This is a genomic window from Armatimonas rosea (assembly GCF_014202505.1).
GTDB classification, from domain to species: domain Bacteria; phylum Armatimonadota; class Armatimonadia; order Armatimonadales; family Armatimonadaceae; genus Armatimonas; species Armatimonas rosea.
Genome location: NZ_JACHGW010000001.1, coordinates 1,520,152 through 1,539,043 on the forward strand (window position 1 = coordinate 1,520,152; position 18,892 = coordinate 1,539,043).

Annotated in this window: 19 protein-coding genes and 2 tRNA genes; 12 read left to right on the forward strand and 9 right to left on the reverse strand. The window is 62.8% G+C overall.

Going from position 1 to position 18,892, the window contains the following annotated elements:
• Nucleotides 1-39: 39 nt before the first annotated feature.
• Both HNQ39_RS07040 and HNQ39_RS07045 read right to left on the reverse strand, forming a co-directional pair.
• Nucleotides 40-651 carry a LuxR C-terminal-related transcriptional regulator gene (locus tag HNQ39_RS07040; RefSeq protein WP_184193235.1) on the reverse strand — a complete coding sequence of 204 codons (612 nt, stop codon included), beginning with the start codon at nucleotides 649-651 and terminating at the stop codon, nucleotides 40-42.
• 9 nt (nucleotides 652-660) lie between these two features.
• A complete protein-coding gene (locus tag HNQ39_RS07045; protein ID WP_184193236.1) occupies nucleotides 661-1,548 on the reverse strand; it encodes a S1C family serine protease in 888 nt (295 codons plus the stop codon).
• Between the two features lie 103 nt (nucleotides 1,549-1,651).
• On the opposite strand from HNQ39_RS07045, the gene HNQ39_RS07050 reads away from it, so the two are divergent.
• The 3 genes from HNQ39_RS07050 (at nucleotide 1,652) to HNQ39_RS07060 (ending at nucleotide 4,210) form a co-directional block, all read left to right on the forward strand.
• Nucleotides 1,652-2,092, forward strand: coding sequence for a hypothetical protein (locus HNQ39_RS07050; protein ID WP_184193237.1), 441 nt, complete (start codon nucleotides 1,652-1,654; stop codon nucleotides 2,090-2,092).
• A 90-nt stretch (nucleotides 2,093-2,182) separates the two neighbouring features.
• On the forward strand, nucleotides 2,183-3,274 hold the full coding sequence (locus HNQ39_RS07055; RefSeq protein ID WP_184193238.1) for a hypothetical protein: 1,092 nt from the start codon (nucleotides 2,183-2,185) through the stop codon (nucleotides 3,272-3,274).
• A 63-nt stretch (nucleotides 3,275-3,337) separates the two neighbouring features.
• Complete coding sequence (locus HNQ39_RS07060) at nucleotides 3,338-4,210, forward strand: metallophosphoesterase (RefSeq protein WP_184193239.1); 873 nt, start codon at nucleotides 3,338-3,340, stop codon at nucleotides 4,208-4,210.
• A gap of 75 nt (nucleotides 4,211-4,285) precedes the next feature.
• On the opposite strand, the gene HNQ39_RS07065 is transcribed toward HNQ39_RS07060, so the two are convergent.
• The gene (locus tag HNQ39_RS07065) at nucleotides 4,286-5,593 is read right to left on the reverse strand and encodes a Gfo/Idh/MocA family protein (protein ID WP_184193240.1); all 1,308 of its coding nucleotides are present in this window, start codon (nucleotides 5,591-5,593) and stop codon (nucleotides 4,286-4,288) included.
• A gap of 51 nt (nucleotides 5,594-5,644) precedes the next feature.
• Between HNQ39_RS07065 and HNQ39_RS07070 the strand changes: the two genes are divergently transcribed.
• Nucleotides 5,645-6,682 (forward strand): Gfo/Idh/MocA family protein, encoded by a 1,038-nt coding sequence (locus HNQ39_RS07070; protein WP_184193241.1) that lies wholly within the window; start codon nucleotides 5,645-5,647, stop codon nucleotides 6,680-6,682.
• A 56-nt stretch (nucleotides 6,683-6,738) separates the two neighbouring features.
• On the opposite strand, the gene HNQ39_RS07075 is transcribed toward HNQ39_RS07070, so the two are convergent.
• On the reverse strand, nucleotides 6,739-7,401 hold the full coding sequence (locus tag HNQ39_RS07075) for a PEP-CTERM sorting domain-containing protein (RefSeq protein WP_184193242.1): 663 nt from the start codon (nucleotides 7,399-7,401) through the stop codon (nucleotides 6,739-6,741).
• Between the two features lie 418 nt (nucleotides 7,402-7,819).
• Between HNQ39_RS07075 and HNQ39_RS07080 the strand changes: the two genes are divergently transcribed.
• From HNQ39_RS07080 to clpX, 8 genes are all read left to right on the forward strand, one after another.
• Nucleotides 7,820-8,893: a TolB family protein gene (locus tag HNQ39_RS07080; RefSeq protein ID WP_184193243.1), complete on the forward strand. Its 1,074-nt coding sequence runs from the start codon at nucleotides 7,820-7,822 to the stop codon at nucleotides 8,891-8,893.
• A gap of 27 nt (nucleotides 8,894-8,920) precedes the next feature.
• On the forward strand, nucleotides 8,921-9,703 hold the full coding sequence (locus tag HNQ39_RS07085; protein WP_184193244.1) for an ABC transporter permease: 783 nt from the start codon (nucleotides 8,921-8,923) through the stop codon (nucleotides 9,701-9,703).
• A gap of 2 nt (nucleotides 9,704-9,705) precedes the next feature.
• A complete protein-coding gene (locus tag HNQ39_RS07090) occupies nucleotides 9,706-10,614 on the forward strand; it encodes a tetratricopeptide repeat protein (RefSeq protein ID WP_184193245.1) in 909 nt (302 codons plus the stop codon).
• A gap of 61 nt (nucleotides 10,615-10,675) precedes the next feature.
• A tRNA-Leu gene (locus HNQ39_RS07095) sits at nucleotides 10,676-10,756 on the forward strand.
• 23 nt (nucleotides 10,757-10,779) lie between these two features.
• Nucleotides 10,780-10,851: transfer RNA gene (locus HNQ39_RS07100), tRNA-Gly, on the forward strand.
• Nucleotides 10,852-10,961: 110 nt separating this feature from the next.
• Nucleotides 10,962-12,488 carry a trigger factor gene (gene tig / locus HNQ39_RS07105; protein WP_184193246.1) on the forward strand — a complete coding sequence of 509 codons (1,527 nt, stop codon included), beginning with the start codon at nucleotides 10,962-10,964 and terminating at the stop codon, nucleotides 12,486-12,488.
• Between the two features lie 47 nt (nucleotides 12,489-12,535).
• Nucleotides 12,536-13,126: an ATP-dependent Clp protease proteolytic subunit gene (locus tag HNQ39_RS07110; protein WP_184193247.1), complete on the forward strand. Its 591-nt coding sequence runs from the start codon at nucleotides 12,536-12,538 to the stop codon at nucleotides 13,124-13,126.
• A 70-nt stretch (nucleotides 13,127-13,196) separates the two neighbouring features.
• Nucleotides 13,197-14,453: an ATP-dependent Clp protease ATP-binding subunit ClpX gene (gene clpX, locus HNQ39_RS07115; RefSeq protein ID WP_184193248.1), complete on the forward strand. Its 1,257-nt coding sequence runs from the start codon at nucleotides 13,197-13,199 to the stop codon at nucleotides 14,451-14,453.
• A 126-nt stretch (nucleotides 14,454-14,579) separates the two neighbouring features.
• On the opposite strand, the gene HNQ39_RS07120 is transcribed toward clpX, so the two are convergent.
• The 5 genes from HNQ39_RS07120 to HNQ39_RS07140 are packed head-to-tail and all read right to left on the reverse strand — an operon-like array spanning nucleotide 14,580 to nucleotide 18,853.
• On the reverse strand, nucleotides 14,580-15,551 hold the full coding sequence (locus HNQ39_RS07120) for a sugar phosphate nucleotidyltransferase (RefSeq protein ID WP_221289854.1): 972 nt from the start codon (nucleotides 15,549-15,551) through the stop codon (nucleotides 14,580-14,582).
• Nucleotides 15,535-16,554 carry an FIG domain-containing protein gene (locus HNQ39_RS07125; RefSeq protein WP_184193249.1) on the reverse strand — a complete coding sequence of 340 codons (1,020 nt, stop codon included), beginning with the start codon at nucleotides 16,552-16,554 and terminating at the stop codon, nucleotides 15,535-15,537. Before HNQ39_RS07125 ends, HNQ39_RS07120 begins: the two co-directional genes overlap by 17 nt.
• A 22-nt stretch (nucleotides 16,555-16,576) precedes the next feature.
• Nucleotides 16,577-18,313 (reverse strand): cation:proton antiporter, encoded by a 1,737-nt coding sequence (locus HNQ39_RS07130; RefSeq protein WP_184193250.1) that lies wholly within the window; start codon nucleotides 18,311-18,313, stop codon nucleotides 16,577-16,579.
• The gene (locus HNQ39_RS07135; protein ID WP_184193251.1) at nucleotides 18,310-18,459 is read right to left on the reverse strand and encodes a hypothetical protein; all 150 of its coding nucleotides are present in this window, start codon (nucleotides 18,457-18,459) and stop codon (nucleotides 18,310-18,312) included. The genes HNQ39_RS07130 and HNQ39_RS07135 overlap by 4 nt, the downstream gene beginning before the upstream one ends.
• A 46-nt stretch (nucleotides 18,460-18,505) precedes the next feature.
• Nucleotides 18,506-18,853 carry a hypothetical protein gene (locus HNQ39_RS07140; RefSeq protein WP_184193252.1) on the reverse strand — a complete coding sequence of 116 codons (348 nt, stop codon included), beginning with the start codon at nucleotides 18,851-18,853 and terminating at the stop codon, nucleotides 18,506-18,508.
• Nucleotides 18,854-18,892: the final 39 nt, after the last annotated feature.

The window sequence follows — 18,892 nt, forward strand, 5'->3', positions numbered from 1 at the left end:
GGGGGGATAGACTTTTTTTTCTGCGCGACGCAGGCAGGGCTAGAGTGCAATCAGGCCGCGGCGGGCTCCGAGGGTGACGGCCTCGGTGCGGCTGGCGGCTCCCAGCTTGGCGAGGATCTGCGCGACATGGAACTTGGCGGTGTGGAGGGTCACCCCTAGCTTATGGGCGATCAGCTTATTGGGGAGCCCTTGGGCCATGAGCGCCAGCACCTCCAGCTCACGGTGGGTCAGGACATCGTCGACCGGAGCGGGCGTTGTGTGGGCCTGTGCCTCTTGCACCACGAGGCCCGCCGCCGCCGACTGGAGGGCGAGCATCAGGGTGTGGGCCTCGGAGTCGCGGCTCAGGTAGCCCCAGCCGGGGAGCGCCTCTGCCGCCTGGAGGAGCGGCAGGTCGCGGTTCGGCTGCTCGCCTAAGACAACCAGCGCAGGAGGCTCGGGCATGCGCTCGATGGTCGCCAAGAGCGCCTCTAAGCCATCGCCGTCGTAGAGGATCGCATCGGGCGTCAGGCCAGGGAGCATCCGGGCGAGGGTCTCGGTGTTACTCGGGAGCTCTCCCTGCACGCAGATCGCCTCGGTCTCGCGTAGCAAGGCCGCCAGCCCGGCGCGAACCGGGGCATACGGCGCAACAATCAGCGTGCAGATTTTCTTCATATGCCTTATCTACGCCGGGGAGGCGGCGGCGGTTCCAGAGAAGGTGTGGCGCTGCCCGCCACGGAGCACATCGAGCGTGAAGGCCCGCCCTGCGGCGAGGCGCTCACGGATTCCTGCGACATCGTCGAGCGGGGCACCGTCGAGGCTAATCAGCGTGTCGCCCATCAGCACCCCGGCCTGCTCCGCCGCGCTTCCGGGCTCGACATGGATCACCAGCAGGCCGCTCTCCTGTGCCAGCGAGTGGGTCACCCGGAGCGAGTCGGGGAGGGCGACATGCTGCATCTTGACACCTAGGTACCCACGGGGCACGCGGCCGTGCTGCAGGAGCGAGGCAACAACGCGGGCCACGAGTGGGGTCCCTAGAGCCACCCCCAGCCCGCGCCCAAAGCCCCGGTTGAGCAGGCCGATCAGCGTGCCATCGGTGGCAAGAAGCGCCCCGCCCGAGCTTCCCGGATAGAGATCGGCATCCGTGCTGACGATGTACTCAGGAGTTCCGGCGGTCTGCGTGGGCTGCACCGATGCCACCAGGCCGAGGGTCGCTACCAAGCCGTAGTCGCCCGGCCGTGAGACCGCCAGCGCGAGCTGACCGAGCTGTGGCTCAAAGCTCTCGGCGGGGCGGGCGATGGGGCTGAGCTCCGCTCCGACACGCAGGGCTGCCAGGTCCGTCTCAGGGTCGCGGCCGATCAGCTGAGCCGGGAGGCGCGTGCCATCGTGGGTAATCACAAAAAGCTCATCGTCGCGCTCGGTCCCATGGCTCGTGGTGACGATCACCCCGGGCTCCCAGATCAGGCCGCTTGCGGTGAGGCGCGTGCCATCGTCGACACGGACAACCGAGGCTCCCGCCGTGCGAACCAGCGCCGCGAGGGAGTCCGAAAAAGAGGTAAGTTCGTTGCTCATGGGCTTAGGATACGTCGCTCAAAGTGTCCCTGCCCCGGTCATCGGAGTAGGAGCCCGCCCTGCTCCTCTGGTTCGCTCCGGGGAGAATCGGGTATCCTGAGCCATGTCGCAACAGCAGCAACAGCCAGTCCCACAACGACGTCCGCAACGTCCGCCTTTTGATGCCCTGGCAGGGGTAGCGGTGTTTTTAGACCTGGTTCTGGCGGGGCTCTTTATCCTTACGATTGTCCAGAACCGGGGCAACCTCAGGCCGGGAGAGCCGCGGGATGGGGTCTTGATTATCTTCAACTTGGGGCTGGTCGCGGCGTCGTGCTTGGGCGGGGGGATCGCTACCGTGGCGCAGGCGCGGCGGCTCGGGGCGATTCTGCATAGCCTTGCCGCACTTGGGCTCCTGGTGATGGGGGGCTTTATTCTCGTCTCGCTCCTGCAGGGCAGTGGGAGCTACGGAGGCGTTCCTTGGGAGGGGCTGATGATCGCGGCGGGGCTGATAGGCTTTGCTGGGCTCTACGCCTGGCTCGCCAGCCGTGGATTAAAATCGCCCTGAAGTTTTGAAGGAAAATCGGATAAAATTACTCTAAGAGTATCGGAGCGGGGTACGCTTTCACTATTAGAAATTAGACGTGCGAGGATACGTATGAAACTGAATCGACGAGGCATGTTTTCTTTGCTGGGCGGCGCAGGGCTGCTCTTAATGGCAGGCTGTGGGGGGGGCGGAAGCGTCTCCACAACAGGCACCGTGACACGGGCGACCCAGGAGCGTGTGGGCAGTGTGGTCCGCAAGCTCTTCTCCGGGGGGACGATGTTTGGTGCGGTGGATGGTGTCGGGACCGTGCGGGATAGCGCAGCGCTCAGCGCGGCCGGCTCTGCACCGCCACCCAGTAGCGCTGCAGGCTATGCCAATGGCGATGTACCGCAGCTAGGGGCGTTTTTGAAGAACATGATGCAGAGCGGCCCCGGCTCGCGTGCCAAGAAGGTGACGCGCGCCGAGGGCGACCCGGCAGGCATGACACTGGCACCGTGGCCGTGGTGGGGCGAGGCGCAGGACTACACCTACTACGACTACTACCTAGGTCTCTGGGCGAAGGTGACCCAGAAAGACGGCCAGATCAAGACGGCCCTCTTTGAGGACGAGGCGCTCACCAAGCCCGCCGGGGAGATCCTGAGCACCTGGCCGACCGACTGGGAGACATTCCCCCAGGTCTGGAAGTCCAGCTACACCTTCACCGCAGGCTTCCTCAAGGGCGCGTACGGCTCGTCGGAGAACGTCACCAACGCCGGGTGGTCCTCCGGGAGCTCGAAGTACGAGAATGTCTACGCCGATGGCTGGAAAGACAAGGGCGCGAGCAACTGGGGCACCGGGGGCTCGTCGTGGTTCAACCGTAGCGAGTCTGCCGATGGCGCGGTCTGGAACGAGTCCGCGGGCTCGTGGCGTAGCAATGGCTCGGGCGGCACCCGCATGAGCACGTCGGATGGCTACGAGGCGATCTTCACCCACAACAGCGATGGCAGTGGCCGGGGGACGGTCAAGGGCCCCGAGGCGGGCTTGCCCGCGACCATCACCTGGGACAGCCAGGGCAACGTGACCATCCGCTACGCCGATGGGACGGTCGAGACCTTCAACCGCTGGGGGATCTACTACGGTGGTGGCGGCGGCGTCCCCATGCCCCTGACCCTCGCCGGCGATGGGAGCGTCAAGTCCGAGGTTAGCACTTCCTCCGCGCGCTAGCCTCCCACACCAAGCCCCTCGCTGCTCCTGGCGGCGAGGGGCTTTTTTGCCGATACTGTCTCTATGACTTCCTCCCGACGTGCGCTCCTGCGGCGCTGGCTCCTGACCGGGAGCACTCTTGCGGGGAGCACCGCGGCGGTCGCGGCCCACGGGAGAGCGCAGGCACTCCAGCCTGTCGTTGAGGAAGTGACGGTCTCCCTCCCAAGCCTCCCCTTCGCCTTCGATGGTCTCCGCGCCGTGGTCTTAGGGGACCTGCATGTCTGCCCGAGCTTTCCCGCCTCCCAGCTCGCCCCGGCTCTGGCGCTCGCCCAGGCCGCAAAGCCCGACCTCGTGCTGCTGGTGGGGGACTACATCTGTGACCGCGAGGGTGACTACGCCACCGATATGGCGGCGTGCGTTCAAGCCTTAGAGCCGCTGGCACGAAGCGCTCGCTGGGGAGCCTTTGCCGCCTTTGGCAACCACGACTTTCCCGCCCCGCCCGACGATCCCCCGCGCGCGCTCTGGCGGAGGGCCGGAATCACGCCTCTCCTCGACGAGAGCGTGGCACTTGCACGGGAGAACGACTTTCTCTGGCTGGTGGGGCTCCGCTCGGTGATCTCCCGTCCCACGAATGTCCAAGGCGTGCTGGGCGCGCTGCCGCAAGACGATACCCCGCGGATTCTCCTCTGGCACGAGCCCGACCGCGCCTCGTTTGCGGCGGAGGCGGGGGCGTCCCTGATGCTCTCCGGGCACACCCACGGCGGCCAGCTCGTCCTGCCCGGAGTCGGTCCGCTGCGCCTCCCCGACGAAGGCAAGCGCTACCCGGCGGGGCTGACCTATGTCGAGGGCATGCCGCTCTACACCACCCGTGGGGTCGGCGTGCTCCCACCCCGAGTGCGCCTCAACTGCCCCCCCGAGGTGACCGTGCTCACGCTACGGCGACAAAAAGCCCCCTGACCCCCATGAATGGGGGAAATACAAGGAAAATTCCTTTTATCTCCCCCATTCTGGGGGCCGGGGGGCGGGGCCAGCTTACTTCCAGTTGCCGCGGGTGAAGTCGGGGAAGGTGACTCCGGAGCTGCCGCTCTTGATCGACTCCTCCGAGAGCGGACCAGGCGCGCTCCACGCGGCGGCGTCGTAGACATTGATATCCGGGGTGAGGCCCTGGTGGTAGCACTCAATCACCCGGTAGTTCATGATGTAGTCCATCCCCCCGTGCCCGCCGAGCTTGCGCGCCATGTCGCCCTCTTTCTGCCAGAGCGGGTCCTCGTACTGCTTGTAGACCTCGGTCTCGACAAAGGCCTCGCCGCCTTTTTGCCCCTCGATAAAGAAACGCGGCGGGTAGTCCATGAAGATTCCCTTGGTGCCCTCAATCACGTTCAAACGGGAGTAGGGGCGCGGCAGGGTGACCGTGTGCTGGAGGATGATCGTGCGGCCCTGGGCGGTCTGGATCAGGCTGGTGTTCATGTCGCCGCACTTGTAGACCTCCTTGCGCTTGGGGCTATCGGCGGGGACATGGGCGTCGCGGTACTCGGCGAGGCTGACGGACTTACTGCTCATGGAGACGAGGCGGGTGAAGCGGTCGCCTTTATGAACCCCCATGTACTGCGCCACCGGCCCGAGGCCGTGGGTGGGGTAGAGGTTGCCATTGCGCTTGATGTGCGGGACGCGCCGCCAGAGCCCCTCGCCCGAGTCGGCGAGTAGCAGGCTCCGCAGGTCGTGGTTGTAGGCCGCCTCCCCGTGCAGGAGCTCGCCAAAGAGGCCCTTCTTGCACATATTGAGCACCATGCGCTCGGTATAGCCGTAGCAGCAGTTCTCTAGCTGGATGCAGTGCTTGCGGGTGCGCTCGCTGGTGTCCACCAGCTTCCAGCAGTCGGCCAGCGTCGTGGCGGCGGGAACCTCGACCGCGGCGTGCTTGCCGTGCTCCATCGCACAGATCGCCATCGGCACGTGCCAGTCCCAGGGCGTGGCAATGTAGACTAGGTCGATGTCGTCGCGCGCACAGAGCTTCTCGTAGTCGTGGTCGCCCGCGCCATAGACCTGAGGGCGCTTCTGTCCCGCTTTCTCGGCGCGGCTGGCAAAGCTCTCCGCCCGAGCCGCGACCACATCGCAGGTTGCCTTGATCTCCACGCCCTTGATATTGAGCAGGTCGTTGAAGAGGCCACCGCCGCGCCCGCCGCAGCCGATAAACCCAATCCGCACTACGTCGCGCTTCTCAAACGGCACGCCCATCATCGTCGCCGCCGTCGTTGCCGGAGCTGCCGTCGCCTCTGCACCCACCCCGATTGCTGTCGCCACACCCACCGTGGCGGCACTCTTTAAAAGATCACGTCGCTTCATACAGTCCTAGTTCCTTTTGTGTCGAGGGATTTCCTGCCGCATAATAGCGCCATGGAAAAGATTCGTGTTGGAGTTTTGGGGCTGGGGCGCAGTGGCTATGGCATCCACTGCAAGGCATTTGAGAAGCTGAGCGATTCCTACGAGCTGGTCGCGGTGGCGGATATCAACGGGGTGCGTGCGGCGGAGACGGGCGCTGAGCTGGGCGTGCAGGCCGTCACCTCGGTGGAGGAGCTGGTGGCGATTCCGGAGCTTGAGCTGATTGTCGTGTCGAGCTACAACCGGGACCACGCCAAGAATGCAGTCACCGCGCTGGAGGCGGGCAAGCACGTGGTCTGTGAGAAGCCGTTCGGGCTGAGCGTCGCTGAGGTAGACGCCATGCTTGCGGCGGCGAAGGCGGCGGGCAAGTTTGTCGTGCCGTTCCAGAACCGGCGCTACGAAGACAGCTACGTGAAAGTCAAGGAGATTCTCGCCAGCGGCGTGCTGGGGAAGGTGGTCCATGTCCGGATCGCGCAGCACGGCTTTGGGCGTCGCTGGGACTGGCAGACCCTCTCGGAGTTCGGCGGCGGGCAGCTCCACAACAACGGGCCGCACATTCTCGACCAAGCGCTGGGGCTCTACGAAGCCTATGGCGTGGACGATGTGGAGAGCCTGGAGGTCTGGAGCGATATGCGTGCGACTCTCTCGTCGGGGGATACCGCCGACCATGTCCGGGCGACCCTGCGCCACCCCGATGCCTTCACGCTCGATATCGAGTTTGCGGCGACCTGCCCGTACCCCCAGGATAAGTGGCTGATCATGGCGACTGCGGGGGGGCTTAAGGGGACGAGCAACAAGCTTGAGTGGAAGTGGGTCGACTGGAGCGCGCACCCAGAGCGCCCGGTGCAGTGCGCCTCGACCCCCGACCGGAGCTACAACCGCGAAGACCTCCAGTGGCAGACCGCGAGCTACGACTGTACGGAGAGCTTCGAGCGGCTCCAGGGCAGCTTCTACACCGACCTCTGGCACTCGATCCGCGAGGCCGCCCCGCTGAGCGTGACTCCAGAGAGCGTCCGCAAGCGTATTCGGTTACTGGAGCGTATTCGGGGCTAGTGAAAAAAAGCCCGCCGGTGCGGGTGCACCAGCGGGCTTTTTTTAGGGTTCTGAGACTACTTGCGGCGGCGGATTGCCAGACCTGCAACCATGCCCAGACCGAGCAGGCCTAGGGTGCCGGGCTCGGGAGCGGCCGGTCCCAGGGTCAGGGTGAAGGAGCCGTAGGTGTCGTTGAAGCCATCCGCACCCAGGTCGTAGAGGCTGACCAGGTTACGGGTGGGGCCACTGGTCTTGTAGCTAAACGACTTTAGGCTCACCACGTTCAGGCCGAACAGGCCAGAGGTCAGCGTGCCCGAGCCCACAGTGGGGGTCAGGTTGTTGGTCAGCGCTGCTCCCGAGTAGGCAGTCCGTGCTGTCCCCGCCGCGCCATCGCTGTTGAGGGCGCTGAGGGTCGGGTTGCTTGCATCGGTGCCATTGAGCATGACCTCAAGGGCGAGCGTGGCATCGACATTGGCGCTACCAAAGAAGAAGAACGTGTTGTCACCCAGCACAAGGGGGATATTGACCGACGCGCCCGCCCCGTTCCCCGAGTTGATGAAGCTCACTCCATCGTTGGTCGAGAGATACAGGTTGAAACCGGAGGAGTCCAGTCCACGGGTATTCCAGGAACGACCCAGGCTCGTGTTGTGAAGGACAACCGACGTAATATTCTGTGCAAACGCTGGGACCGACAGGCTCAGTGTAGCGCCCGCGACCAGCAATTTTTGTGTAAACCGCATAAACAAACCTCCCAAAAGTAAATGTAGAGCTGTTGTCGAGTCAGGGCCCGAGACTACCTCATGAGCCGTTCTTAGCCCCGCGAGCTAGTCCCTTCTGCCCACTCAACATCTGTAGGAAGCAACCGTCGCAACCAGGTGTCTTGATACCGAGTACTACAGGGTGTTACCTATTGCAACTTAGAGCTTCGAACTCGGACGTAGGTTCCTTGACTTTTGCACCATTTAGCACCGACAGCTAGATGCATTTGGTCACATAAATACCTAAATACGAGCTCCATGGGGTATCTCTTTCGGATACCTTATTGTGTCTTGCTCATTCTACCCTGAAAACCGCTCCACAAAGCAAAGTCGGGCAAAAAAGAACATAGAAATTTCCCCCTCTTGCGTCTGACTGCCTGGGATGGGGTACAACCAGAGCATGCGAACTTTTGGCACTGTCTTCGTAGCATGTCTGGCAACATGGGCACTGGCGCAGCCTCCGGCGGGGGAAGGTCCGCTCCCGGAGCTCTTAGACTCTCGTGAGGGGCACCTGAAAAACGTCCGGCAGCTGACGGCCGGGGGGGATAATGCGGAGGCCTACTGGAGCTTCGATGGCAAGCAGATCGTCTTCCAGTACACCAAAGGGGGAGGTGAGCCCGATCAGATCTACACCATGCGCCCCGATGGAAGCAAGAAGACCCTGGTCTCCACAGGGAAAGGGCGCTGTACCTGCTCCTACTTCCTCAAGAATGGGAAGGAAGTGATCTTCGCCTCGACCCATGCCTACAGCCCCGCCACCCCGCCCGAGCCCGATCGCTCACAGGGCTATGTCTGGCCGATCTATCCCTACTACGCGATCTACAAGGCCAACACCGACGGGAAGAACCTGCGGCCCCTGTTCCCTGCAAAAGTCGAGCCCGGCAAAGAGTGTGGCTACAACGCCGAGGCGACAGTCTCTCCCGACGGCAAGCGCATTATCTTTACGTCCACCCGTGACGGTGACCTAGAGCTGTACTCGATGAAGACAGACGGCACCGACCTGAAGCGCCTGACCAATCGGGTCGGCTACGACGGTGGGGCCTACTACTCACCCGATAACAAGAAGATTGTCTGGCGTGCCAGCGCCCTCCCCGATGAGAAGGCAGTCGAGGACTACAAGCGCCTACTCAAGCAGAACCTCGTCCGCCCCACCTCCATGGAGCTCTGGGTCGCCAATGCCGATGGCAAGAACGCTAAGCAGGTAACCCACAACGGCGCGGCGAACTTCGCGCCGTTCTTCACGCCCGATGGTAAGAAGATTATCTTTGCCTCCAATATCGGGGATCCGAAGCGGCGCATCTTTGAGCTCTATCTCATCAACCTGGACGGGACCGGCATGGAGCGCGTTACCTACGGAGGGCAGTTTGACTCGTTTCCCATGTTCTCTCCCAACGGCAAGCAGCTCCTGTGGGCGAGCAACCGGCATGGCAAGGGCCACGAGACCAATATCTTTATCGCGGACTGGGTGAAGTAACCCCGTAATTCTGCCAATAATGGCAGTATGTTGGGACGAAAATTAGTGGTCTGGGGCGCACTGGCGCAAGCTACTGTGCTGGAGTCAGTGCGTCGCAAAGACCTTTATGTGGCGATGATTCTCTCGCTGCTGATGATCGGTATGGCGGCACTGGTGGGGCGCTTTGGGGTCCATGGGATCGATATCTTTCTCAAGAGCGCTACCCTGACCGTGATCAATCTCCTCTCGGTGATCCTGGCTGTGGTCTTTGCGGCCCGCCAGATGCCTGAGGAGATCTCGCGCCGGACGATCTACCCGCTGCTGGCGCGGCCCATCTCACGGACAGACCTGATCGTGGGGAAGTTCTTGGGCGTCTTTTGCCTCTCAGGGATGGGCCTGCTGGTCTTTGGGCTGATCGGCTGGGGGACCCTGAGTATCTATGGGCTCCACCCCGGCGTGATCTTCTGGCAGTACCTGCTCCTGCGCCTCTTTGTATTGATGCTCTTGTGCGCCGTGACCGTGAGCGCCTCGATCTTCATGACCCCCCAGGCCACCGTGACCATCACGCTCCTGCTGGCGGTGGGTTCACAGGCGTTTTCCCAGTCCACTCTGCTGCTCGATAAGACCAGCGATGGCTTTGGGCAGGTGCTCCTACGTGGCATCTACTTTGTCGTGCCCGCGCTCAACCTCTTTGACCTCTCGGGGAAGGTGAGCCATGGCTGGCAGCCGATCCCGAGCTGGGTGCTCCTGGCTCTGCTGGGCTACGCCTTGCTCCACACGCTGGTAAGCCTGACGGTGGGGGCACTGCGCTTCAAGAAGGTGGCACTCTAGCGATGGACCGTGAGCTTTTGGTCGGAGCCGGTTGCTTTGTGGCACTGGTGTTCGGAGGGATGATCACCACCGCGGTCGAGCCCCAGCTCCGTGCGCCCGTGGGCATGACCCAGCACCAGAAAGAGGCCCTGGAGGAGTCCGCAGTCGCCTCGGTCTTTGGGGAGTTTCGCTCGTCGATGGCGGATTTTCTCTGGTTAGAGTCCGAGCGCTACCTGCACTCGGGAGTCGAGACCCGTGGGCGGCTGGAGTCGGAGAAAAAGGACAAGACGGTCGGGGAGGTGACAGGGACCTCCAGCCACGATACCCACCACGAAGAGACGACGGTCGTGCCCTCGGCTGCATCGGACTGGCGTGGGCTCCTAGGGCATATCGAGCGCCAGACCCAGCCCTACATGGACATGTCCCACCACACGGAGAAGAGCCCCAAGGAGGTCCTCCCTCTGCTACGCATGGCGACCTGGAGCAACCCGCACTTTGTGCAGGGGTATGTCAATGGCGCGATTCAGATGGTGCACCTGCCCGACAAAAAAGACGAGGCCCTTGCCTTCCTGCTGGAGGGGGAGCGCAACAACCCGGATAGCATCTCGATTGAGGCAACCCTCTGTGAGATCTACTTCCGGCACTTTGCCAAGCCCGAGGTCGCCGAGCCCTATGGCCGTCGCGCTCTGGAGCTCTACGCCCACAAAGACCCCCAGGTCCTGAGCGAAGATGAAAAAGAGGATGCCAATGCGGCGTTTCGGTGGCTCGTGGGGATCTACCGCGATCTTGGCGATGCCCAGAAGAAAGCCGGCGATACCGCCAAAGCCGAGGTACTCTACGGGGCGGGGCGGACGATTGCGACCGAGTGCCTGCGGCACTTTCCCGACGATCCCACGGCGATTATATTTTTGCGTGCGCATCCTGGGAAATAACTCTTGACAAGAGGGCGACCTTAGGCTAGAATATCCCGTGTCGGCCCGTTTCCTAGTGTAAGGGCGAGTGGTGAAATGGCAGACACGCTGGTCTTAGGAACCAGTGCCGCAAGGCGTAGGGGTTCAAATCCCCTCTCGCCCATCGCCGAGCGGAGTGTAGAGTGTGCGGGAGTAACTCAGTGGTAGAGTGTCACCTTGCCAAGGTGAAAGTCGAGGGTTCGAACCCCTTCTCCCGCTCTTCGATCTAATCCAAAAGACCGAGGCAGGGTACTGGAGCAGTAGCATCTCCGGTACCTTTTTTGTTGGCTAAACCAAATCTACATTTTTTAGGAGTGAAAATTCCACCGATGCAGGTGACGACTGAGCAGCTTGACCCCTGCAAGATCGCGCTGACCATCTCTGTTGAGCCAGAGAAAGTTGAAGCCGCGCGCAAGAAGGCTTTCCAGCAGGCCATTAGTAGCCTGCAGCTCCCCGGCTTCCGCCGTGGGAAGGTTCCGCCCCATATTGCGAAGAACTATGTCGATGACGGTCGCGTGAAACAGCGCGCGGCGGAGTCGCTTGTCCCCGATGCCTACCGTGAGGCGCTCACTGAGGCCAGTGTGGAGGCGTTTGCCGAGCCGGACATGGAGTTTGTCTCCATGGAGGATGGCGAGGCCTTTGTCTTCAAGGCACTGGTTCCGCTTCGCCCTCAGGTTACCCTGGGGCTCTACAAGGGGCTCGCTCTAGAGCGCCGCAACATCACCATCACGGACTCGGATGTCGAGAAAGAGCTGGAGAATGTCCGTGGGCGCTTCGCGGAGTACCCCGAGGTTGAGGATCGTGTCACCGAGGCCGGCGACTTCCTGATGGTGGATCTCACCGCCATTGTCGAGGGCCAGGACCTGCCCGAGCTCGCCGAGCCGAAGGCGACCATGATCGAGATTGGGAAGAACATCCCCGATCTGGACGCGGGGCTTGTGGGCCTGACCAAGGGCGAGACCAAGACCATCGAGGCGACCTACCCCGAGACCTTTGAGAACGAGGGGCTCCGCGGCAAGCGCGGCGTCTTTACCGTCACCCTCAAGGAGATCCGCTCCCGTGTCCTCCCTGAGCTAACCGACGAGCTCGCCAAGCGGGTCAACCCCCGTGTGGAGAGTGTCGAGGCGCTCACGGCCGATATCCGTACCCGTCTGGAAAAGGACGCGGTCGAGGCCAGCGAGAACGAGGTGGAGTTCAACCTGGTCAGCAAGATTGTCGAGACCAGCCAGATCCACTTCCCCGAGGTGCTCCTGCGCGCCGAGGTCAATGCCGAGCTCCAGCAGCTCTCGCAGACCCTGGAGCAGAACAAGGTCACCGCGGAGCAGTACCTGGCATCGGTGGGTAAGACCGTCGAGCAGCTCCAGGCCGAGATGTCTGTGGGAGCGACCCAGCGCATCAAGAACTCGCTTGTGCTCTCTGAGGTGGCTCGCACCGAAGAGATCACGGTCGAGGACGCCGATGTGGATGCGAAGCTCGCCGAGAGCGCGGAGCAGGCGGGCGTGAGTGTCGCCGCGGTGCGTGCCTATGTCGAGTCTCAGAACGGGCTGGATCGCTACCGCGACCAGGCGCTTACCGAGAAGATCCTCACCTACCTCAAGGGAGTGAGCAAGATCACCGAGCGCACCCTCACCACGGCGGAGCTTGAGGCTGAGGAAGCCGCCAAGGCCGGAGGCGAGGCCCCTGCTGTCGAGGCTGCCCCCGCTGAGGAGAAGCCCAAGAAGAAGGTCGCGACCAAGAAAAAGGTCGAAGAGCCTGCTGTCGAGGCCGCACCCGCTGCCGCGGAGGCTCCTGCCGAAGAGGCCAAGCCGAAGCGTCGCACAAAAAAGACTGAGGCGGAGACCCCCGCCGAGTCATAATAGAATAAGTGGCCCTGCCCTGCAGGGCCACTTTGAGTATAAAACCTATGCCACTGACGATTCCTGGTGTAATTGAGCAAGACGCTCGCGGTAGCCGCGAGCAGGACCTCTTCTCCCGACTGCTGAAAGATCGCATCATTATCCTGGGAGAGGAAGTCGACGATCAGCAGGCCAGTATCGTGGTTGGAGCACTGCTCTTCCTGGAGAAGCAGGACCCGGACCGCGATATCGAGTTCTATGTCAACTCCCCTGGCGGCTCCGTGACCGCAGGCCTGGCGATCTACGACACGATGCAGCTCCTGCGCTGTGATGTCGCCACTATCTGTATGGGCATGGCGGCGTCGATGGGAGCGGTCCTCCTGGCCGGTGGTGCCAAGGGCAAGCGCTTCGCTCTTCCCAATGCACGCGTGATGATCCACCAGGTCAGCGCGGGCTTCCGTGGGACCGCGGGCGATATCGATGTCCAGGCACGCGAAATCTTAAAAACAAATGATCAGCTGGCGCGAATCTTGCAGAAGCATACAGGACAGGACCTGGATCGCATCAAGCACGATATCCAGCGCGACTACTTCCTCTCTGCAGAGGAATCCGTGGCGTATGGGCTGATTGATGAAGTTCTCGTCCGTGACAAACGCTGATCCAGGCACAAGGGTTTCTCTGCTTAAAAAGCCCTGAGCACTTGCCTGTGGTTGGGTGAAGGGGGCGCGGATGCCGCGTATTGGAGGGTATGATCGCCACGACAACCGCTGTGTGTTGTGTGGTAAGAGCCGAGAGCAAGTTCGGAAGCTGATTCTAGGGGTGCACGGGGGCGTCTGCCTCGACTGTGTGGGCCTCTGCAACGACATCATCCGAACTGAGAGTGTCCAGGAAGAGGTCCTTCCCACGGGGCACCTCCCCAAGCCACGCGATATCCATCGCCAGCTAAGCCAGTATGTCGTGGGCCAGGACCGGGCCAAGCGTGCCCTCTCTGTCGCGGTCTACAACCACTACAAGCGCATCCAGGCACCCGCCAGCGATGTCGAGCTGCAGAAGTCCAATATCTTGTTGCTGGGCCCCACAGGGAGCGGCAAGACCCTCCTAGCCCAGACCCTCGCCCGTGTGCTCAATGTCCCCTTCGCCATCGCCGATGCGACCTCGATCACCGAGGCGGGCTATGTGGGGGAGGATGTCGAGAATATTCTCCTCAAGCTGATCCAAGCCTCCGACAACGGCGACACGCTCCCCAATATCATCAAGCGCGCCGAGCGGGGCATTATCTATATCGACGAGATCGATAAGATCGCCCGCAAGGCCGACTCCCCCTCGATTACCCGTGATGTCTCCGGGGAGGGGGTCCAGCAAGCGCTCCTCAAGATCCTGGAGGGGACAGTCGCCAATGTCCCGCCGCAGGGGGGGCGCAAGCACCCGCAGCAGGAGTACGTCCAGATCGACACCAGCAATATCCTCTTTATCTGTGGTGGTGCCTTCGATGGCCTCAGCGAGATTGTCGAGCGCCGGCGCAACCGCAAGAGCCTAGGCTTCCGAGCCAGTGTCGCGGCGCAGGCCGAGCCCATCGACGAGGACCCGTTCTCGCATGTCCAGCCCGAGGACCTGCAGCACTACGGTCTGATCCCTGAGTTTATTGGGCGTCTCCCCGTGATGGCCGCGCTGGCCCCGCTCGACGAGGCCGCGCTGGTGCGCATCCTCACCGAGCCGCGCAATGCTCTCACCCGCCAGTACCGCCGCTTCTTTGAGCTGGATGGGGTGGGGCTCCACTTCACCGATGGTGCCCTCACCGAGATCGCCCGCCAGGCGATTCTGCGTGGCACCGGAGCCCGAGCACTCCGCACGATTATCGAAGAGGCGACCATGGATATCATGTACGAGGTGCCGTCGCAGCGGGATATCGAGGAGGTCGTGATCACCGAGGAGTCGATCCGCGACAAGCAAGCCCCCGATATTCGTTACTTCGACCGCGCGGCTTAATTGGGGTGGCCGGGCAATAAATTACCCGGCAGATAGTAGGGAGCGCCCTGTGGGCGCGGAGAGCATTTCGTTCTCCGCGCCCACGGGGCGCTCTTTTTTGTGCCGGGGATTTTAACCCCCGGCAGCTCAGACCTGACCGAAGGGCTCTTTGGCGGCGGACTTGGCGACCTGGCGCAGGAGGGTGGCAAGCACCTCGGTGCGGTCGACGCCGGAGAGGGCGAGGGCGGTCTGGGTCTCGATGTAGCCGAGGGGGACGCCCATGTCGAGGCGCTCGCCGCTGGTCTCGACCGCGACATAGCGCTCCTGGGAGCGGAGCATCTCTTGGCTGCTGGTGAGCTGGATCTCGCCCTTCTCGCGGATATTGTTGTCGATATGGTGCGCCAGGCAGTCGAAGAGGGTGGGCGGGAAGACATGCATCCCAAAGAAGCAGAGGTAGTAGCCGCGCTTGACACCAGGGGTCTGGAGGTGCTCGGCGGCGAAGTCGATCGAGGGCTTCTCGACGATCTGCTCTACCTCGTAGATGGGGGGATCGCTCTGGCCAAGGCGCGTCCCTTTGACCGTCCCAAAGAGGTGCAGGTGGTCGTCGGGGGTCTGCTGGACCGCGGAGACCGCGCACTGGGTGACCGCGTAGGTGTCCATCACTTGCTGGGCGCAGCGCTTCTTGGTGTTGGAGATATAGACATGGTCGCCCAAGAGCAAGAGAAAGGGCTCATCGCCCACAAAGTCCTTGGCCTGGTAGACCGCGTGGCCGTAGCCCTCCGGAGTGGGCTGCTCGACATACGTGATGCGCTCCTCGATCCGGCGTAGCGAGTCGGCCTGGGCCAGCGCCCACTCCTTGCCCTTAAAGATCTTGCGCTCGTCGTCCTTGAGCCGGGAGAAGTGCTCTTTAAACGGCTTGGCCCCACCCGGCGAGACGACGATACAGATATCCTCGATCCCCGATGCCAGGCACTCTTCGATAATGATCTGGATGGTCGGCTTGGTGACACCGTCGCGGTCCACCAAGGGGAGCATCTCTTTCTGAATAGAGCGGGTGGCGGGAAACTGCCGCGTCCCACGCCCCGCTGCCGTGATCACGGCCTTACGCACGATTCCCACGAAGTTCCTCCAAGAGCCCCTGCAACTTGGGCTCGATTTGATTTTTCAGCGTCGAATTGGCGTACCCACACCAGCTCACCGCGGCGCGGATATCCAGAGGCGCGGCGAGCGGCGCCCCAAACTCATCGGTGACGGCGACCCCTGCTTCCCGTGCGATGAGCTCGGTGCAGATGTCGTAGGGGTGGCAGACCAGCTTGGGTGGCAGGCCGAGGACCCCAAAGAACACGGGGCGTAGGTCGGCGATAAAGCGGTCGTGGCCCACTAGGAGCTCGTAGAGCTGGCCGCCCGTGGTCATGTACTGGTCATCGAAGACCACCGGGTTCTCGCCGTCTTCTGGGGCCACGGCCAGCATGAGCTTCTCCTCCAGCGTGGCCGTCGCGCCCTTGGCAGGCGGGAAGAACTTGGCGAGGCTAGCAAACCCATGGGCAAGAGACTCGGAGCGCGAGGGCCGTAGGGGAGCGGCTTTGCGCTCACCGGTCACGAGGTTCTTGGTCTCCCGGTGCGCCCCTCGGCCCTGGATCGCCCAGAGCTGGTCGGCGAGTAGGGCGCGGGTGGTGGGGAGCTCGGTCATCACGGCGATCTCGATATCGGCAAGCGTGGTGGCGCGGCCTTTGTTGGGAGCGATTCCTGCCAGGGCCCAGGCGGAGCGCTTGTTGTACATTATATTTCGTGTTCCATCAATCGGGTCCACGATCAACAAAAACTCCGCGTCCTCCTCGCGTGCGCCCTCGGGGAAGACCTGCCAGCCCGCGCCCTCGATCCCCTCGGAGATCAGGACGAGCGGCCCCTCGGTGGCCCACTCGGTGCAGAAGTGGTGCAGGACTTCGTCGGCGTGGGCATCGATCTGGTAGATCGTATCGCCTCCACGGACATCGGCGACCCCGGCCAGCGCCTCCGTGGCCGCTTCCTCCTGGGCCTTGACATCGGCTAGGAGCCGCGCCTGCATGGCATCTTGCAGCGTCCGTAGCTGCGCCAGATAGTGCTCGGGTGATTTCTTTAACATACTTTACGTATTATGGCCTTTTTTAGTGATTTTGTCTAGGTGAATCTGTCTCTTGTCGGTAGCGCTGCTCGCGGATGTGCTGAAGATAGCTCTTGACCTGTGCGCTCTCTACCTGGAGTCTATCGAGTGTCTGGTGGATAACCTCCGCACCCGCCTCAAACTCCCCGTGGATCACTTGGGTCGCGCCCGCGCTTCGCATTCGGGGAATGTCCTCGCCTCGGTGGACGCGGACAATGAGAGTGGCCTGGGGGGCGAGCTGTCGCACGTGGCGTAGGGCGAGCTCCGTCGAGGCCGCCTCGGGCAGGGTAAAGATCACCTGCTCTGCGTGGGGAAGCTGTGCATGGCGCAGGAGCGCCTCCTCGGTGGCATCCCCGTAGAGCACCGCGCTCCCTCCCTCCCGGAGGCGTGCGGCGGCACTGGCATCGAAGTCGATCACGAGGTGGGCGATCTCATGGGCCCGAAGCGCCTCTGCCACATAGCGCCCCACCCGACCCCCACCCAGAACGACAACTCGAGGTGTGCTGATGGCGGGCGGGGCGAGGTGCTCGGGGGCGTGCTGGGGCGCGCGGAGCCAGCGCCCAAAGAGCGGCCAGTGTCTCCCCACCCGGCAGAGGGGGGCGGCACTGGCGTAGGTGGCCGGGGCGAGCAGGAGCGTGAGCAAGGCAGCGGCGAGCAGGACCCCGGAGACCTGTGGGGGGATCAAACCACGGGACGTGCCCAGGGTCGCGAGGACAAACGAGAACTCGCCGATCTGCGCCAGCCCGAGGGCTACACGGAGCGCGGTTGGGCCACTCCAGCCCAGCCAGCGCAAGGACAGTGCGGTTACCAGCGTCTTTCCCAGTAGAATCGTCGCGACTGTCGCGAGGACCGGCCCGAGGTTCGTTACCACAAAGCCTGGGTCTAAGAGCATGCCGATCGAGACAAAAAAGAGCGACGAAAAGACATCGCGGAGGGGGCGTATCTGGGAGAAGACTTCATGGGCATAGGGGGACTTGGAGAGGACAATCCCTGCTAGGAATGTCCCTAGAGGGAGTCCCAGACCCGCTTTATCGGCGAGGAAGCCGATCCCCAGGCAGAGACAGACCGAGGCGAGCAAGAGCAGCTCACGCGAGCCCGTGCGGGCGATTCGGTCGAGTAGTGTTGGGACAACGCGTAGTGCCAGCAGGACGATCACGCCGAGAAAGGCAAGCGCTTTGAGGAGAGCCAGTCCCAGGGTAGGGAGGAGGCTGGCGGTCGCGGCAAGCGCGGGTAGGAGGGTGACCATCAGCACGAGCGAGAGGTCTTGCATCACCAGGAGACCCAGCATGAGCTGTCCGTGGGACGTTCCCAGCTCGCCGCGCTCATCCAAGAGGCGCAGGAGCACGGCTGTCGAGGAGAGCGCGAGGGCACAGCCAGCGAAGAGTCCTCCGTAGAGTCCCCAGCCCAAGAGGGAACCCAGTCCGATACCTAATAAGATTGTCCCGAGAAGCTGGCTGGCTCCGCCGATTAGGGCAGTGCGCCGGACATGCCGTAGCTCATCGAGTGAGAACTGGACTCCGACCGCAAACATCAAGAGGGCCACTCCTAGGTCTGCTACCAGCGCTACCGTGTCTTTGTCGGCGATAAAGCCAGGCGTGTGGGGGCCGATGAGAGTGCCTGCAACCAGATAGCCGATGAGGGCGGGAAGCTTGAGGGAGCGGGCGATCAGCCCTCCCGCAAGTGCTGCGGTGAGCGCGATACCCACATCGCCCAGGAAGGCGACTCCCGGAGAGCCGGTCATGGGGTACCTCCTTGGGACGGCCAGATCACGAGGGCAAGGGTGAAGACAAGGGTGAGGATAATCAGCCCGACGATGCCACGGCTGAGGCAACCGCCGAGCTGGATATCCGCCGGAGTAAGGGGAAAGAGAGATTTGGGGCGCTGCATGAAGGCTCCTAATGCGAGGAAAGACTGCAGAGGAGCATCGGCCCCCCTACAGGAAGAGACGCAGGAGACAGAGCGCGGGCGGCGCACGGGGGGAGCGTACGTGCGTGGGAGCCAGGGCATGCAGGGAGCTACGGGGCGTAGCCGCGGAAGGGAGAGCAATCAGGTCGTTGTCAAAGAAGACCCCCACGAGAGGGCTCGTCACAGGTACCGCATCTAGAGGGAGGGGCGGTTTACAACGGATCGCGCTGGCTTGGACAGGGGGGAGGTACTTCTCGACAAGGCGCTGTTTAGGGCGCTTGATTTGGTGGGAAGATACCGGCTGTGCGGCGAGGGCTCCGCTCCCTAAAAAGAGGAGCAGAGCGAGGGCCATCCAGATCGTACGAAGCACTCTCACCACTAAACTATATCCCGAAACGGGGGACAGGGTTCCCTC

Bases quoted from the DNA above. Each gene is read 5' to 3' on its own strand.
- HNQ39_RS07040 (WP_184193235.1), bottom strand. From the start codon at position 651: ATGAAGAAAATCTGCACGCTGATTGTTGCGCCGTATGCCCCGGTTCGC.
- HNQ39_RS07045 (WP_184193236.1), bottom strand. From the start codon at position 1,548: ATGAGCAACGAACTTACCTCTTTTTCGGACTCCCTCGCGGCGCTGGTT.
- HNQ39_RS07050 (WP_184193237.1), top strand. From the start codon at position 1,652: ATGTCGCAACAGCAGCAACAGCCAGTCCCACAACGACGTCCGCAACGT.
- HNQ39_RS07055 (WP_184193238.1), top strand. From the start codon at position 2,183: ATGAAACTGAATCGACGAGGCATGTTTTCTTTGCTGGGCGGCGCAGGG.
- HNQ39_RS07060 (WP_184193239.1), top strand. From the start codon at position 3,338: ATGACTTCCTCCCGACGTGCGCTCCTGCGGCGCTGGCTCCTGACCGGG.
- HNQ39_RS07065 (WP_184193240.1), bottom strand. From the start codon at position 5,593: ATGAAGCGACGTGATCTTTTAAAGAGTGCCGCCACGGTGGGTGTGGCG.
- HNQ39_RS07070 (WP_184193241.1), top strand. From the start codon at position 5,645: ATGGAAAAGATTCGTGTTGGAGTTTTGGGGCTGGGGCGCAGTGGCTAT.
- HNQ39_RS07075 (WP_184193242.1), bottom strand. From the start codon at position 7,401: ATGCGGTTTACACAAAAATTGCTGGTCGCGGGCGCTACACTGAGCCTG.
- HNQ39_RS07080 (WP_184193243.1), top strand. From the start codon at position 7,820: ATGCGAACTTTTGGCACTGTCTTCGTAGCATGTCTGGCAACATGGGCA.
- HNQ39_RS07085 (WP_184193244.1), top strand. From the start codon at position 8,921: ATGTTGGGACGAAAATTAGTGGTCTGGGGCGCACTGGCGCAAGCTACT.
- HNQ39_RS07090 (WP_184193245.1), top strand. From the start codon at position 9,706: ATGGACCGTGAGCTTTTGGTCGGAGCCGGTTGCTTTGTGGCACTGGTG.
- tig (WP_184193246.1), top strand. From the start codon at position 10,962: ATGCAGGTGACGACTGAGCAGCTTGACCCCTGCAAGATCGCGCTGACC.
- HNQ39_RS07110 (WP_184193247.1), top strand. From the start codon at position 12,536: ATGCCACTGACGATTCCTGGTGTAATTGAGCAAGACGCTCGCGGTAGC.
- clpX (WP_184193248.1), top strand. From the start codon at position 13,197: ATGCCGCGTATTGGAGGGTATGATCGCCACGACAACCGCTGTGTGTTG.
- HNQ39_RS07125 (WP_184193249.1), bottom strand. From the start codon at position 16,554: ATGTTAAAGAAATCACCCGAGCACTATCTGGCGCAGCTACGGACGCTG.
- HNQ39_RS07130 (WP_184193250.1), bottom strand. From the start codon at position 18,313: ATGACCGGCTCTCCGGGAGTCGCCTTCCTGGGCGATGTGGGTATCGCG.
- HNQ39_RS07135 (WP_184193251.1), bottom strand. From the start codon at position 18,459: ATGCAGCGCCCCAAATCTCTCTTTCCCCTTACTCCGGCGGATATCCAG.